Annotated in this window: 14 protein-coding genes and 4 pseudogenes; 5 read left to right on the top strand and 13 right to left on the bottom strand. The window is 69.1% G+C overall.

Translation table 11 applies throughout. The annotated features are described in order from the left end of the window. Positions 1-153: 153 nt before the first annotated feature. From ACIP94_RS37995 to ACIP94_RS37985, 3 genes and pseudogenes are all read right to left on the bottom strand, one after another. Positions 154-1,488 (bottom strand): annotated as a pseudogene (locus ACIP94_RS37995) (ATP-binding cassette domain-containing protein); the annotation flags it as partial. 462 nt (positions 1,489-1,950) lie between these two features. Beyond that, positions 1,951-2,367 (bottom strand): hypothetical protein, encoded by a 417-nt coding sequence (locus ACIP94_RS37990; protein WP_402436583.1) that lies wholly within the window; start codon positions 2,365-2,367, stop codon positions 1,951-1,953. A 229-nt stretch (positions 2,368-2,596) separates the two neighbouring features. After that, complete coding sequence (locus ACIP94_RS37985) at positions 2,597-3,025, bottom strand: ATP-binding protein (RefSeq protein ID WP_402436581.1); 429 nt, start codon at positions 3,023-3,025, stop codon at positions 2,597-2,599. A 262-nt stretch (positions 3,026-3,287) separates the two neighbouring features. Here ACIP94_RS37985 and ACIP94_RS37980 point away from each other — a divergent pair, with 262 nt between their 5' ends. After that, positions 3,288-3,452, top strand: coding sequence for a hypothetical protein (locus tag ACIP94_RS37980; protein ID WP_402436578.1), 165 nt, complete (start codon positions 3,288-3,290; stop codon positions 3,450-3,452). A gap of 467 nt (positions 3,453-3,919) precedes the next feature. Here the strand turns inward: ACIP94_RS37980 and ACIP94_RS37975 are convergent, their stop codons facing one another. The 3 genes from ACIP94_RS37975 to ACIP94_RS37965 form a co-directional block, all read right to left on the bottom strand. Further along, complete coding sequence (locus tag ACIP94_RS37975; RefSeq protein ID WP_402436575.1) at positions 3,920-4,708, bottom strand: zf-HC2 domain-containing protein; 789 nt, start codon at positions 4,706-4,708, stop codon at positions 3,920-3,922. 25 nt (positions 4,709-4,733) lie between these two features. Beyond that, positions 4,734-5,336 carry a sigma-70 family RNA polymerase sigma factor gene (locus ACIP94_RS37970; RefSeq protein WP_402436572.1) on the bottom strand — a complete coding sequence of 201 codons (603 nt, stop codon included), beginning with the start codon at positions 5,334-5,336 and terminating at the stop codon, positions 4,734-4,736. A gap of 950 nt (positions 5,337-6,286) precedes the next feature. Continuing rightward, on the bottom strand, positions 6,287-6,445 hold the full coding sequence (locus ACIP94_RS37965; RefSeq protein WP_390748961.1) for a hypothetical protein: 159 nt from the start codon (positions 6,443-6,445) through the stop codon (positions 6,287-6,289). Between ACIP94_RS37965 and ACIP94_RS37960 the strand changes: the two genes are divergently transcribed. From ACIP94_RS37960 to ACIP94_RS37950, 3 genes are all read left to right on the top strand, one after another. Beyond that, positions 6,435-6,677 (top strand): plastocyanin/azurin family copper-binding protein, encoded by a 243-nt coding sequence (locus ACIP94_RS37960; RefSeq protein ID WP_402436569.1) that lies wholly within the window; start codon positions 6,435-6,437, stop codon positions 6,675-6,677. The genes ACIP94_RS37965 and ACIP94_RS37960 overlap by 11 nt on opposite strands. A gap of 89 nt (positions 6,678-6,766) precedes the next feature. Continuing rightward, a complete protein-coding gene (locus ACIP94_RS37955; protein ID WP_402436566.1) occupies positions 6,767-7,666 on the top strand; it encodes a metallophosphoesterase family protein in 900 nt (299 codons plus the stop codon). Further along, positions 7,663-8,118 (top strand): hypothetical protein, encoded by a 456-nt coding sequence (locus ACIP94_RS37950; protein ID WP_402436563.1) that lies wholly within the window; start codon positions 7,663-7,665, stop codon positions 8,116-8,118. The genes ACIP94_RS37955 and ACIP94_RS37950 overlap by 4 nt, the downstream gene beginning before the upstream one ends. A gap of 211 nt (positions 8,119-8,329) precedes the next feature. Here the strand turns inward: ACIP94_RS37950 and ACIP94_RS37945 are convergent, their stop codons facing one another. From ACIP94_RS37945 to ACIP94_RS37930, 4 genes and pseudogenes are all read right to left on the bottom strand, one after another. Next, positions 8,330-8,791, bottom strand: coding sequence for a DUF6192 family protein (locus ACIP94_RS37945; RefSeq protein WP_402436561.1), 462 nt, complete (start codon positions 8,789-8,791; stop codon positions 8,330-8,332). Between the two features lie 796 nt (positions 8,792-9,587). Then, positions 9,588-10,647 (bottom strand): annotated as a pseudogene (locus tag ACIP94_RS37940) (transposase); the annotation flags it as partial. A 185-nt stretch (positions 10,648-10,832) separates the two neighbouring features. Beyond that, the gene (locus tag ACIP94_RS37935; protein WP_402436558.1) at positions 10,833-11,435 is read right to left on the bottom strand and encodes a DUF4328 domain-containing protein; all 603 of its coding nucleotides are present in this window, start codon (positions 11,433-11,435) and stop codon (positions 10,833-10,835) included. A gap of 43 nt (positions 11,436-11,478) precedes the next feature. Continuing rightward, the gene (locus tag ACIP94_RS37930; RefSeq protein WP_402436555.1) at positions 11,479-11,685 is read right to left on the bottom strand and encodes a hypothetical protein; all 207 of its coding nucleotides are present in this window, start codon (positions 11,683-11,685) and stop codon (positions 11,479-11,481) included. Positions 11,686-11,939: 254 nt separating this feature from the next. On the opposite strand from ACIP94_RS37930, the gene ACIP94_RS37925 reads away from it, so the two are divergent. Beyond that, positions 11,940-12,596: a hypothetical protein gene (locus ACIP94_RS37925; protein WP_402436552.1), complete on the top strand. Its 657-nt coding sequence runs from the start codon at positions 11,940-11,942 to the stop codon at positions 12,594-12,596. 14 nt (positions 12,597-12,610) lie between these two features. On the opposite strand, the gene ACIP94_RS37920 is transcribed toward ACIP94_RS37925, so the two are convergent. From ACIP94_RS37920 to ACIP94_RS37910, 3 genes and pseudogenes are all read right to left on the bottom strand, one after another. Then, positions 12,611-13,177 (bottom strand): transposase, encoded by a 567-nt coding sequence (locus ACIP94_RS37920; RefSeq protein ID WP_402436549.1) that lies wholly within the window; start codon positions 13,175-13,177, stop codon positions 12,611-12,613. A 251-nt stretch (positions 13,178-13,428) separates the two neighbouring features. Then, positions 13,429-13,611, bottom strand: a pseudogene (locus tag ACIP94_RS37915) (transposase); the annotation flags it as partial. 235 nt (positions 13,612-13,846) lie between these two features. Then, positions 13,847-13,972: pseudogene (locus tag ACIP94_RS37910) on the bottom strand (transposase family protein); the annotation flags it as partial. Positions 13,973-14,187: the final 215 nt, after the last annotated feature.

The raw sequence follows: 14,187 nt of genomic DNA, 5'->3' as shown, positions 1-14,187 counted from the left end.
TCTTCGAGCCGAACACGAGGACGATCACCAGAACCAGGAGCACCAGGTGCCACGGCTCAAGTGCGTTGCGGAACATAGTCTTCACCTTCTCACTGGGATGGGTGGGCTCGTGCCCCGGGCCGGGCCGGCCGGGGGCGGGCTCCTGCCGGGGCTCTACTTGCGCATGATGGCGGGTTCGCGGCGCCGTAGCATGCAGGCGACGGCCACTGCGAAGACGATTGACAGCAAGAGCAGCATGCCGGTACTCAGCAGCCATGCGGCGGCCGTGTGATGCAGGAGCGGATCGGTTTTCACCTTCTTGTCCGGGAGGACGGAGGCAAGCTGGATGGTTCCAGCCATTTCTTTGACCAGCTCGCGCACGGCGTTGGCCGCGCCGGTCAGTACGGCGCCGATGCACAGGACAAGCAGGGCGCTGGTTGCCGTGTCACGGTTCAGCCGACTGCCGGCGATGAACCGGGTCAGGACGCCCATCACTGCAGGATGCGCGATCATGACGCTCAGGAAGGTACGGTCAGTGCCAAGAACGGCAGCGTAGCGTCTGGCCAGCGTGCCGAGCTGGGCGCCCCACGTCTGTCGCCGCCGGGGTGGTCCTGCTCGCCGCGCCTGAGCCCGGGAGGCGGGTTGCCGCATCCTGAAGTCCGTGACGTACCGCTGATGGTGAGGTGAGTGCCGGTACTCCTTCGCCCATTCGCGGTCGCCCGCTGTCTCGAACGCCACGAATGCCTCTGGCCAGTCCGCGAAGCCGAGGAAGGGCAGGGCCTCGGACGGCGGTCCGCAGTAGGCGACTTCGCCGCCACGTGCGAGCACCAGCAGGAGGTCGCATTCGTCGAGGCTGAGCACGCTGTGGGTGACAACGATGACGGTTCGTCCATCGTCCGCGAGGCGGCGCAGGATGCGCATCAGCGAGCGGTCCATACCGGGGTCGAGGCCGGAGGTCGGCTCGTCGAGGAACAGCAGGGACGGCTTGGTCAGCAGCTCCAGGGCCACACTGACGTGTTTGCGCCGCCCTCCGGAGAAGCTGTGGATCGCCCGGTCGGCGCGTTCTCCCAGGCCCAGTTCCCGGATGGCCTCCTCGGCCCGTGCCTGCCGTTGTGCCGGCGCAGTGTCCTGCGGAAAGCGCAGCTGGGCCGCGTAACTGAGGGCGCGCCGCACGGTGAGCTGTGTGTGCAGGATTTCGTCCTGAGGGACGAGTCCGAGGCGCCGGCGGAGTTCGGTGTGGTTGCGGTAGAGGTCACGTCCGTCGTACAGCACCGTGCCGCGATCCGCTGGGCCCAGGCCTGTGAGGACGTTGAGGAGCGTGGATTTTCCTGCCCCGCTGGGTCCGACTATCGCGAGCAGGCACCTCTCGCCGACAGGAAAGGACACCTCGTGGAGGATCCTGTGGCCATGGCCCACGACCACAGTCAGGTCCTGGACATCGAGACGGACCTCGCCGGTGCCGGCATGCTCCCGCGGCTGACGGCCGGCAAGGCAGGCATCGCCCTCGCCGCCGCGGTGGAATGACTCCCGCTCGAACCCGTCGGGATGGTCCGTGCAGCCGAAGGCACAGCCGGGTGCCCGGAGCGATGTCTCACTCACAAGCCCGCCCGATTACAGGAGATCGGACACGGCCCAGGGCGCGGGCACGGGTGCGTACGCGCCACCAGCGCCGGCTGCCGTACCCACGAGATGTGCGGGGGCGTTTGGGCCGGACGGACGCCCAGCCACTGCCCCTGGGAGCAACCACCGTCTGACACCGGGAACGGCTGATGAGCCTTCGCACTCGGCCGCGATGCGTCTACCGGCCTTTCCTGACGTGACCGCTCCTGCCGCCGGGCGGCGCGATGTTCACGCATGGCGGTCGGGCGTGGAGGGCGAGGCGGGTGGAGTTGGCCGGCTGCTGCGGCGGCGTGCCGGGTTTCGATCTCCTTGCGGGTCATGTGTCCTTCCTCCTGACGGGCCGGGGGCGGTTCAGGTTCCGGGGCGCCCGGCGGCCGTCCAGGCGGCGTACTCCTGGCGGACGTAGAGGCGACGTCCGGAGGCGAGCGTGATCGCGTCGGGGTGGAGCGGGCCGGCCACCAGGTCGGGATGGCGGCGGTCGTGCAGGACGAGTTGCGCGGCGGTTTCCGCGGCGGCTGCGACCGGGCCGGGGCCGGGGTCATGCAAGGCCATCCGGTCCATGAGGGCCGCCCGGCGGAGCAGCCAGGCCCGTTCGGCGGCCGTCGCGTCGATCGGGGGGCCGGTGACGGGCCTGGCCTGGCGGCCGTCGCGTTCGGCCCCGAGAGCGAGCACTTGGTGCATCTCGCGGCGCAGATCGGGCTCATTCGCGTATGCCTGGTGCGCTGGCGGGACGCCGGTGTCCTCACGGCTGTTCGGGGTGAGGTCCACGGTCACCACTCCGCCGGTTCGCAGGGGCCGGCGCCGCAGCGTCGACACGGCACCGTGTCGTGGTCGGGGTGGCTGTGATCGAGGGCCGGTGGATGTGCCGCGGACCGCATGGGAACCTGGGCCGGGCCCGGGTAGCTGTCGACGGGGCGCGGCTTGTGCGTCGCGAGGGCCCACTTGCGGGGCCGTCTGGTGACCCGGCACCGCAGCTCGCGCGGAACGCCCGGGCCGGTCATGTCGAGCACCTCAGGCAGGCGCGGACTTCGCAGCCGTTGCGCGTCCGGTGGATCTCGGTCGACTGGGCGAGGTACTGGACGATGCCGGTGCCGCGACCGTGTTCGTCGGGGGCGATGTCGGGGCGGGGGTGCTCCACGGCCGTGCCGGAGTCGCTGACCACGATGTGCAGGGTGCCGTGGTCGAGGACGAGCAGCAGGGTCATGCGCTCGTGGCCGTACTGGGCAGCGTTGGCGGCGAGTTCGTCAATGATGAGTACGGCGGAGTCCCGCTCGCTTGAGGGCACGCTCCAGGTCGCCAGCAGATCGGCCGCGAAGTGACGAGCGGCGGAGACGTGTGACTCCTGCGCGGGCAGGGTGAGCAGTGCCTGGTGGTCGCAGGGCTGGCCGAGCAGTGAACTCGGGCTGGGGGAATCGGACAGAAACATGGTCTTCTGGCTCTTCTGTGGATGTGCGGAGACCGGAATGGGGGAGACCCGCCAACCCCTTCGGGGGCGGTCGGTGGGTCGGATCCTGTAGGGGCGCGCTCATTCAGTTCCACGGTCGAGGCACACGGAACGGTTCGAGTGGTTCGCCCCTTTTGCTGGATTTTTGGAGGTCACGTGAATGTCGATGACCCGGCTGCACGCTCCGTCGGCGCGCTCATGCACCAAGTCGCTTGAGGACCGTGCCGGTTCGCCGGAATCGGGGGTGAGCTCGACCAGCTCCCGGAAACCGTCGGCGCGCCGTGAGCAGGACCCGGGCCCCTGGGAGGTGGCCGATCTGCCGCTGCCCGGACGCCGTGTGACGGTGGCGGCCCAGACCCTCGCGACCGAGCCGCAGAACTGCCCCGGTGCCGACACAGTCCTGCGCTGACAGATTGTGCAGGCCGAGCAGCCGCAGCACCTGACCGGTCCTGGGAACGTGTGGCACCACAGCTGCCAGATCGACGACCGCATGCGGCCGCCCCTCGATCGGCTGGTCGTACACCCGGACGGCTTTCACCTCGATCAGTCCGGCCGCGCAGGTGACCTCTTCCGGTCTCTGGCAGCCGCGTGGGCCACCAGCCGCCACCACGCCCGTCGCGCTGATCAGCCTGCGGCCGGCGAGGTACCGGCGTCGACCTGCGGGGCCGCCGCGCACGCGGCGCTCTCGTGCCGCCGTGCGCTCACACCCGACCGCCGCACGCGTGGCGGCGGCGGTGGGGTGGACGCCCGGGGTGTGGCGCGGGGTGGCCCTGTCGCGGTCGGTGCGCCTTTCCTGCGACCCGCGCCGGGACGCGAGGAGGCGTCGGTGCGCCAGGAGCCCGCCCCGTCGACGGGGCCGCGTGGGCTCCCCTCGCTTCACGCGCGGATTGTGACGAGCTTCTGACCGTTGCCGGCGATGATCTCGAAGTGCTCGATGGTTCCCGGGGACATGGGAACCGCCCCTGGGATCGTGGTGCCGGGAGGGTACTCGCCTGCGCGCCAGGTGGCGCCGTCCGCCCTCGCTCCGCCGGGCCCGACCGCCTGCAGTCGGCAGGTGATTCCGGCGGGTGCCCCTTTGGCGGAGACCTGCAGGACACTGCCCCAGGCCGAGGGCGAGACCTTCACCGAGGCGGAGACGCCGGTGGTGGGATCGCTTCCGGAGAAGGTGCGCCAGGCGGTCGGCGCGGTCGGCCCAGGGGGCCTCGCCTGACTGCCCAGGGATCCGACAGCCGCCAGCCATGTGCCGCCGGCCGCTGCCGCGATGAACGTCAGCGAGGCGGCAGCGCCGGCCAGTTGTAGACGCCAGGTCCTGCGGCGCCGGGCCGCAGCCTGCTGGAGCAACCTCTCCAGCACGCCCCCCTGCGGCGCCTGTGACCCTGCGGGCACACCGGCCCGTTCGCGCGGGGAGCCCTGTGCGTTTTCGGCTGCCCGTGCCACCAGCCGGTCGGCCAGGTCGCCCTCGGCCCTCGGCACCGTCTGGCCTGAGGCTTCGGCTTCGGTCACTGTCACCAGCAGCGCGGCACACCCCGCCAGCTGGGTGTGTTCGGCCCGGCAATCGGCGCATTGCGCGAGGTGGACGCGCACGCGTTCCATTTCCCCCGAGGGCAGCGCGCCCAGGACGTACCCTCCCAGCGCCAGCCGGAGGGCGTCGTGCTCCGCATTCACGGTCGCCGCCTCCTGCCCGCCATGGTCATGGCTCGATCCCCCGCTCCTGAAGCGCCAGCCGCAAGGCGTGCAGGGCGTAGTACGTCCGTGACTTCACGGTGCCCAGCGGGATGCCCAGCACCTGTGCGGCCTCCGCCATGGTCCGACCCCGGTAGTAGGTCTCCAGCAGGACGGCGCGGTGGTCCGGGGACAGTGACCGGACGGCCTCGGCAACCGCCCAGCTCTGCAGTGCCTGCTCGATCTCGTCCTCGCCCGATTGCTGCTCGGCGACTCGCTCCAGCGCATCGCCGCCGGCCTCGGCCGGCCTGGCCTGCCGGGCCCGGTGGGCGTCGATGACCAGATGCCGCGCGACCGTACACAGCCATGCCCGGGCCGGGCCGCGAGCGGGGTCGAACGCGGCGGGATGCTGCCACGCCCGCAGCAGCGTCTCCTGCACCACATCCTCCGCCCATTGCCAATCTCCCGAGGTCAGTCGCAGCACGTAGTGGAACAGGGGCCCTGCATGCTCCGCGTACAGAGTGCGCAGCAGTTCCTCGTCTGCGGTCGAAAGGGTCCCTCTACCAGAGACACGGTGCGCGGAGCGATCCGGATCGGTCCTTGGACCACGTTTTCGGGGACTCCAGGGCATGGACCGATCATTACGCACATGCCCCACTTTGTCCCGTAACGCACGGCGCGGAGCAGGTGACGCTCTGCGGCCGCCGCAGGCCGATATGCCCACGCTGGGCCGTACGGCGCCACCGGGGTCAGGTGTGCGCGGGCCCGGGGGCGGCCGGCTGATCTGCGGCGACACCAAGAGATCTCATAAAAAGTGCATATCTACCGAACCGTGGGACCACCGCCGTCCGTGGATGCGGACAAGGGCCCACTTACACGTCAACCCTCATCGACTCCCATATGACAAAGGTTGGGTCAGAGGTGACCGAGAAACACCACGCCACGTACCTGCTCCCGGCTCCGACCGCGATCAGCCCGCCCCCGTGGATCGAACTCGGCGGCACCGCGCAGCCCAGGCCGATGCCCGGCGCACACCACGTCGACGGCTCTACGCGGCTCTCGACACGCACAGCGGTCGAGGGCTGCGCAGCCTCGGGGGCAGAACTCCACCTGCCCCAGCGTGCGCACCATCCCTACAGGCACCGCCGACCGGTCCCGAGTCCCTCGCGGCTCCCCGCAGGGGAACTGCCTCATGCCGCCTGCACCTTCGCGGCGCGCAAGGGCGGATGCGCAGCGCGAGGGCGGATGTGCAGCGCGAGGCACGTCGAGGTCCGCGGCGGTACGGGGCAGCGCCCGTGCTCGTTCGGGGCCGCGAGGAGCGCGCGCCCGTGAACACGACATCCACCTACATCCCTGCGGTTGCCTGCGCCCTCCGCCGGCGCAACCCCCGTCTCCGCCTGATCAGTGAGGAACGGACACCATGCACCTGAAATTCCGCACACCTGGCCGGCGATCACGCGCTGCGGCCGGACTGGCCGTCGCCACCGTCGCCACTGCCGGCGCACTGGGGCTCCTCAGCTCATGCGGCCAGTCGTCGCACTCCTCGTCCACCGGAGCCGGCACCATCACACCCGGGCCGGGTCAGCACCAGACAGCCGGGACGCCCGGTGCCACGGGGCCGGCGAACCCGGCGGGCACCGCTCCCGGCACCTCGCCGATGCCCAGCATGACCATGCCCATGAGTCCATCGAGCACGGGCGCGCCGGCCGCGCCGGTGACCGGGAACGCCGTGGCGATCAAGAACTTCGCATTCTCCCCGGCCACTCTGAAGGTCAAAGTGGGCACGACGGTGACGTGGACAAATCAGGACACCGACGCCCACACCGTCACCAGCGCCGGATCGGGCGGCCCGTTGCATTCCGCCGCCCTGGCCACCCACGCCACCTACAGCTACACGTTCACCAAACCCGGCACGTACGCCTACCTCTGCACCATCCATCCGTTCATGACCGCCACCGTGGAGGTGACCTGATGGCCGACTATCACGACACTCACGACGGAGCACTGGCCGACGACGTCCGTCGGCCCCCAAGCGAACACGGCATGACTCGACGTCAACTCATGCGGCATGCAGGGTGGTTCGGCGGCGCGGTGGTGCTGACCGTGGCCAGTGGGGAGGTGATCAGCCATATCGCGGACTCCCGGGGCACCAACGCCGGGGCCGCCGAGGCGGGAAGCGGCGCGCTGCGGTTCGTGCAGGTGTCCGACAGTCATATCGGTTTCCAGGGTCCGGCGAACACGGACGTGGCCGGCTCATTCACCGAAGCGATCAACCAGGTCAACTCGCTCGGATTCCGGCCTGACTTCGTCATGCACAGCGGCGACCTCACACACCTGTCCACGACCAGTCAGTTCGACCAGGTCAAGCAGATGATGGCCCGAATGAAGACAGACCGCGTCTTCACCGTACCGGGCGAGCACGACTCCATAGGCGATGCGGGCCGCGCCTATCGGCGGACCTTCGGCATGGGCACGCTCGGCGACGGATGGTACAGCTTCGACACCCACGGCGTGCATTTCATCGCCCTGGTCAACACACTGAGCCTGGAGAAGCTCGGCCACCTCGGCAACGACCAGATCGACTTCGTTCGCAAGGACCTCGCCGGGCTGTCGTCGGACACCCCCATCGTGGTCTTCAGCCACATCCCGCTGTTCGCCATGTACCCGCAGTGGGGTTGGAGCACCGACGACGCCCTCAAAGTGATCGCTCTCCTGCGCCGCTTCTCGTCCGTCACCTGTCTCAACGGGCACGTCCACCAGCTGTTCACCAAGACAGAGGGCAACATCACCTTCCACTCCGCCACCACCACCGCCTACCCCCTGCCCAAACCGGGCCGCGCCCCCGCCCCCACCCCGCAGGTCGTCCCCGCCCGACAGCTCAAAGACGCACTCGGCATCCGCAGCGTCGGCTACCGCCAAGGCGACCGCGAACTGGCCATCAAAGACCAGAGGCTGGCATGAACGTCCAAAGACTGCTCGTCCCCACCCTGCGGTCGGCGACCGCCGCAACCCTCGCTGCCAGCGGATACATCCACGCCCAGCTCTACATGGATGAGTACCGCTTCGTCCACATCATCGGCCCCTTGTTCCTGCTCCAGGCCAGCGCGGCCTTCGCCCTCGCCGCCCTGCTGCTGATCAGGACACCCCCCTTGCTGCTGAGGGCCCTCGCGGCAGGCGTCGCGCTCGGCGCCCTCGGCGGCTTCACCGCTTCGCGCACCGCGAGCGTGTTCGGATTCACGGAGCACGGTCTGCAGCCCGCGCCGCAAGCCGTCCTCAGCCTCGTCGCCGAAACCGGCACGCTGCTGCTTCTCGCCATCTGGCAAGTCATCGTGACCGGACGACAGCGAGCTGCCCGACCGCCCGTCAGGACACCCACCTGGAACCGGGCGACCACTCGCACACCACCCAACTGAAGCACCAACACGAAGCCAGCCGGGATGCCTGCGGGCGTCGTACCGGTGGTCTTCATCGACCGCACCGCGTGCACGCCGGCGGACACCGCCACATCCCGCTCCGGCAACACCGTCATCGATCCAAAGTGGCGCGGCCAGGGCGCTGGGGTGAGGGCCTCAGAGGCTCGACCGGGGTGCTGGGACGGCAGCTGCACCCTCTTGCACCTGTCGTTCACGGATCACTTCGGCCTTGTCCCAGCGGATGCCGGTCTGGATCCTCAGCTCCAGGAGCCATCGGTGGATCTCGTGGGATTCGCTGGACTCGAAGATCAGCCATCGCCTTCGAGGCGACCGCCGGACGGCGCAGGAAGTCGGTGGTCACCACAGCCGCGACCGCGTCGTCGATGGCCGGGTCGTGGATCGCCTCCACCCTCCTGGACGCTCTCCAGGGAATCGACTTCAAGCCCACGACCCGTTTCACACTGGCGTGCGTCCAGCGCGGCTGTCCGCCGCGCAGGCTGGGCGGGGGGGTGTTGACCGCCTCGAAGCGTTCCTGCTCATGGGGGATGCTGGCCAGCACCTTGTGGATGGTGTGCGAGACGTCCGCCCGCCGGCGCTCCTTCGGCCAGCGCGAGGACACCCACCTGTAGCTGCGGACCCTCGTGTATGCAAGGCCGACGTCTTCGGCGAACATCCTGATCGCCTCGCTGGCGGTGAACAGGTCTTCCCTCCCGGAGGGATTTGCACCCCATACGAGCGCATCGGCTCGATCTCCGTGGCCGCGTCACCAAGCCGCCACTGAGCACTGCTCATCGTGGCCACCCAGTCCCGCCCCAGTTTGACCAGCTCGTCGTAGCGATCCCGGGTCACACTGCCGACCATCGCGGACATCCGCACCTACCCCCATGGACCCCGGGCGCGTCACCTTTCGTGACACGAACTGACCCCGGACATGCGCCACTTGACACCACCTGGCGGCCGGGGAGCAGTCGCCAGGGCGCACCGGCCCGGCGCGCAGAGCAGCCCTGCCGCAGCGGGACGCGCGGTCTCACACCCCGCTCTGCGCAGTGCGCTGCCGATGCCATGCCCGTTTGCGGCAGCGGGGAGAGCAGTACCGTGCAGAGGCCGGATGTTCCACCCTGGCCGCCCAACTCTCTCCGCACTCCGGGCAGTTCGCCGTCCGGTCGGCCTGGACCACCTCGGTCCTCGCCCTCGCTCTCCGCATCCGCCGCCAGTGCCGCGCGCGACAAGCCGACGAGCAGAAAACCGCCGCCGCCTTCACCGTCGGCATCAATAGGCCACCACATCCACGGCAGAGCAGCGGCCCGGGATCGTCGTCCGTGACCACGACCAGCCTCAGCCGGGGCGCACCATCCCTGCCCACGGGACCACCATAGGGGTCCAGCCAAGGTAAGCCGAAACCCTGTGGAACCCACCTGCGTGGCGTGGAATGCTCTTGGGCGACTGCTGACGGAAGGGAAGGCGAACTCCAGCCAGATACGGTTCTGGGCGGTGTCGTGCAGGGGCAGGTTGCGCAGGCCGGTGTCGCGGGCGGCGCGGATGCGGTCCTCGCAGTGGGCCCGCCTGCGGTGACGCGGTTCGAGGTCGGCGAGCTGGCCACCCTGTGTGTTGGTCGCGAAGCAGGTCAGTCGCAGCCCGTCGAGATCGGTGAAGCGCAACTGGGCGCCGGGGTGTGGCCGTTCTTTGCGGACGATCAGCCTCATGCCTTTGGGCCAGGTGCTCAGGTCGGGCATGTCGGTGATCTCCGCGACCCAGGCGCCGAGCCGCTCGGTGCCGTCGGCGTCGTAGGCCAGTGTCCACGCCTTTTTCTGGATCTTCAGCACGGCCTGGTGGATGGTCTCGGTGGTGGTCATTCCGACGGAATACGACAGCCACCGGCCCCGGTGGGTGAGTCAGTCGAGGAGGGGTGGATGCCGTCGGCGGAGTCGGTGCGGATCAGTGTCTGCCGTTCCCGCCGCAGGGTGGAGTCAGGCCAGGGCGAGTTGGGTGGTGGTGTGATGTGATCGCTCGCGGTGTTGGAGCCTGCGTTGCCGGGCCGCAGCAGCGCGGCCACCGGCTCTCCGGAACCGGCCTGGCCGTGGTCGACGAACGCGACGAGGGGATGATGGCCGAAGGTCTTTTTCCAGGTCGGGGTGGCGTCCTGCTTCTCGGAGTGCGCAAGGACCAGCACGCCGTCGCTGTCCACGATCGCGCTTCCACCAGCAGCACGACTGTCTTCACCGGCCAACTCCCAGACCTGCCGGGGGTCTGAGGCCACCGGGCCGAACATGTCGGCCTCGGCCCGCAGCATCGCAACATCCGCGAGGCAGTCCCCGCCCAAAGCCGTCGCGAGCGCCATATCCAGCAGGACCTTGCCCGGGTCGTGCACCGTCCGCGGCTTGCGCCACGGCGCCAGCGCTGCCGATATCGCAGCGCCAAGCCGGACTTGCGGACCCTCTCGACGAGCAGCACTGCCCCGGCCTGCGAGACCACCGGACTGCCACCGCGCTCGACGCGGACACGCGGGTACAACCCGATACTCTTCTTCACCTGAGAGGTGCTGCTTTCCACGCGATTGACTCGGCCCTAGACAAGTCCCATCGTTGCAGGTCAGGGGCACTTCTCGTTTTTTTGATCAAGCCTCGGCCAGCTCGTGCGGAGAACCGAGGCTAGGTAATTGCCGGTCATGCGCGCAGCAAATCCCGTCGCTGTGGGCAGCGCCTCGGGGAACTGCCTCACGCCGGGGCGAGAGGCGCGACCGGAACGGTGGCGCCGAGCGCGGCGCTCTGCAACGCCGTGATGCGCTCGATGACCAGCCCCAACAGCACGGCCGCCGCGATCATGAGCGCCTCCGCCACCACGAGGAAGGCCATCGACCCCGGGGCCAGCCAGCCCCCCACCGTGAGCACCACCGCGTGCGTGATCCAGGCGACCCACCACAGGTTCACCAGTGTCGTGTCTCGCTTCTGCTCCCACGACGCGGAGCTCGCGCGCCCGATGTCGAGGACCAACTGGCGAGTGATGAAGAGGTTGACCACTGGTATGAACCACGCGCCGATCGTCCAGCCCCGACTCGGGAGCGAGGCCTGGGGGGACAGCTCCTGGGCGTTGCGCCGGGACCGGGCGAGCCACACGAGGAACAGCACGATCGCAAGGTTCATCAGATTGAGGAAGATCATGGAGATGAAGCCGGACTTGTGCAGGGACGCATCCGTGGGGTGCAGGTAGTGATCCCGGACTGCCGCCGCGCGGAGCGCGTCCGCCACGGCGGCCGTCGCTACCGCCGCCTGCGCGGAGCGGGCAAGGATCCAGGGAGCTTTGCGGGCGGTGCTCGTCATCGTCTTCGGCCTGTCTCGGAGGCGTGTGTGGCCGCAGCGGACGCTAGGGCGGAGTGATCATATGGTCTGCTCGCGGCACGTGCAGCTGATGCGCGGCCCAGATGAGTTGATGCTCCTCGGCCCACTGGGTGCGGAAGTTCTCCTCCAGCACGTGCAGCGGGGGACTCCAGTCCTCCATCCGGTCGTAGTTCCGGCTGTCCTGCTCTGTTGTGTGCCGGATGATCCGCGCCCGTGCCGCCTGCCGCAACACCGCCTTGGCTCACGTGCGTACGAAGAACCGGGCCTGCTCCGCGCTCTCGTTCATTCGCCGAGGTTATGCGCGGGGTGCTCGCGCCGACCAGAGCAGCGAGCGGTCCCTCCCGGCCTCCGTCCGCACAGGGGCCGGGACGGCAAGGCGGGCCCGGTCAGGCGAGAGTGTGTCGACGGTCATGTAATTCGGCTCTGTCGTGATCTTGTGATGCCGACCAGCGAGGCGGATAAGGTTGCCCCCGCAGACTGGGAGGGGTGACGGTGAGCTCGACAGGCGCGTGGGTGGTCGGCGTCATCCCCGACGCAGAGGCTCGGGACCTTCCGGACCGTTTCGTCCATCTCATGCGGCCCGGCGACTGGGACAAGCCTCCGGGTTTCAGCCAGACACTGGCCTGGTGGTTGAACGGCGGCGAGCATGAGGCGTTTTTCGAGCGTTCCCTGGGTCCTTCCGGATCCTTGGCGCCCACCTCGGTCGCTTATCGATTCGCGGACTTCATCGAGGACGCCAACGTGTCCACCGCGGCCACGGACGCCGTGCAGGACGCGAGTATGGCGTTGATGCCTGAGGTAGTTGGCGCTGGTCTCTTCGTTGCCACTGCCCGGAAGGCCAACCCGGTCGCGGCCCTGTACTACGGCCTTGGCGCTCAACGGTCGGCGATGCTCCCCGGCTGGTTCGGGGACTTCCTGCTTTCCGCCGACGAGGTGCGGACCGCTCTGCCTCAGGTTGAGGGAGCCCTGCTCCTGTCCCACGCGCAGCGAAGCACCGCACTATCCCGGATCACCGACTGGATGACCGCGATGGGCGACACACCCGACTGCGATGCGGCGGGACTCATTGACGCGCCCCTACGGGTGATTCGACACGCCGCAGAGGCCGGATCCGGCGTTGCCGCTTTCAGCCGCTGGTACTGACCTCGGTCTGGCACTCAGGGACTGCTGAGGACTCGTCGCCGGAGGAGGTCGAGGTTCGCCCGGCCATAGCCCATGCGCTTGAGCAGCTTGACCCTCGTAACCTGGCCTTCGACCTGGCCCGAGCTCCAGGGCGCGGACAGGCCGGCGGTGACCGCGTCCAGGTTCCTGTTCATGCCGTTGACCAGGGAATGCAAGGCGGGTAGGTCGTCTGAGAGGACGCGGTCCATCCAGGCGGGCAGTTCCTCACCGCGCAAATCGCGCATCATGTCGGCGAAGTCGCGGCGGAAGTAGCGGCGGACGCACTGGATGTCTCCGGTGAAGCCGCGTGCGCACAGTTCGCGGTGCAGCTGCGGGATGTCGTAGCAGCCTTCGCGCCAGCGCCTGTGCGGACAGGGCTTGTGCTCGTCCACGATCGATGTCCGGTTGGTGGCCTTGGCCACCAGTTCATCGAGGCTCTGGGCGCGGGCGAAGCGCCGTACGGTGGAGTGATCCAGCCGCAGCCGGCGGCCGATCGCGGCCAGGGACTTGCCTTCGGACAACGGCTGCTGCACGGTCGTGTACCGCTCGGCGGTGCGGGCCACCAGCCGTCTCGGGTGTCCGAGGACGTCCCGGGTACCGTCCGGCGGACGAACGGCGCCCCTTCCAGCGGTAACTCCTCCGCCCCCGGGGCACCGTGGCGGACTCCGTGTCGGCCGGGGTTGTCGTCAACGCCTTGCGGATGCACTGGTGATGGGCGCCGACTGTCTTCTCCACCGCTTCGGCGAGGTTGCGCAGCAGGTGCCAGGCGTCTGCCACTTGCTGGGCACCTGCGGGCCCCGCTACGGGCGCCTTCGGCGTAGGCGCCGGCCCGGTCACGGCAGATCACCTCCATTTCCGGATGGCCGCGCAGCCAGGCGGCCGGAGGCTCGGCGTCCCGGCCCGGCAGCACATCGACTGGGCGCCGTCCTTCCAAGTCCACCAGGGCCGTGGCGTACGAGTTGCCCTTGCGCAGCGCGAAGTCGTCGAGCCCAAGCACCCGCACGCTGATCTGAGGTAACTCCGGTAATCCCGGAGGAGTTCAGGGAGCTTGTCCTTGGCGACGCGGAGCCCAGCGCGGCTGCGAGCTGTGCGCCCGGCCGACCCGCCAGAACAGCGGCGATCGACGTGAGCAGCGTGCGCAGCAACGGCGTGTACCGGGCATGCGGGCTGGTCAGCCCTTCGATCTGCTCAGTGAACGTCACCGCCGGGCATTGCGGATTGAGGCACTTGAATCGGCGCACCATGACTTCGACGACCGCCGGGGCTCCGCCGACGGGCGCGTCTGCGAGCCGGCGCGCGTACCGGCCGTCTACACGCCACGACACCACCCCGCATTTTGGGCACCTCGCCGTCGGCACTGCGAAGTGAGCGCAGAACGTGACCGTTCCGGCCGCACGCTCGATCGCCTCGACCACCACACCAGCTAAATGCGGCAGCAACCGCCCCAAAAACCCTGAACCGCACACCCGGTAGATGCCCAGGTCAGGCAGGTGACGTCACAAGATCCCCGACAGAGCCGAATTTTCTGACCGCCGAGACCTCGCGCGGCTTTGGCGTACTCGACTGTTGTCCG

The sequence above is a fragment of the Streptomyces sp. NPDC093261 genome, assembly GCF_044753645.1.
GTDB lineage: Bacteria > Actinomycetota > Actinomycetes > Streptomycetales > Streptomycetaceae > Streptomyces.
Note: the sequence above shows the minus strand (reverse complement) of the source record. Positions and strands in the feature narration are given on the sequence as shown.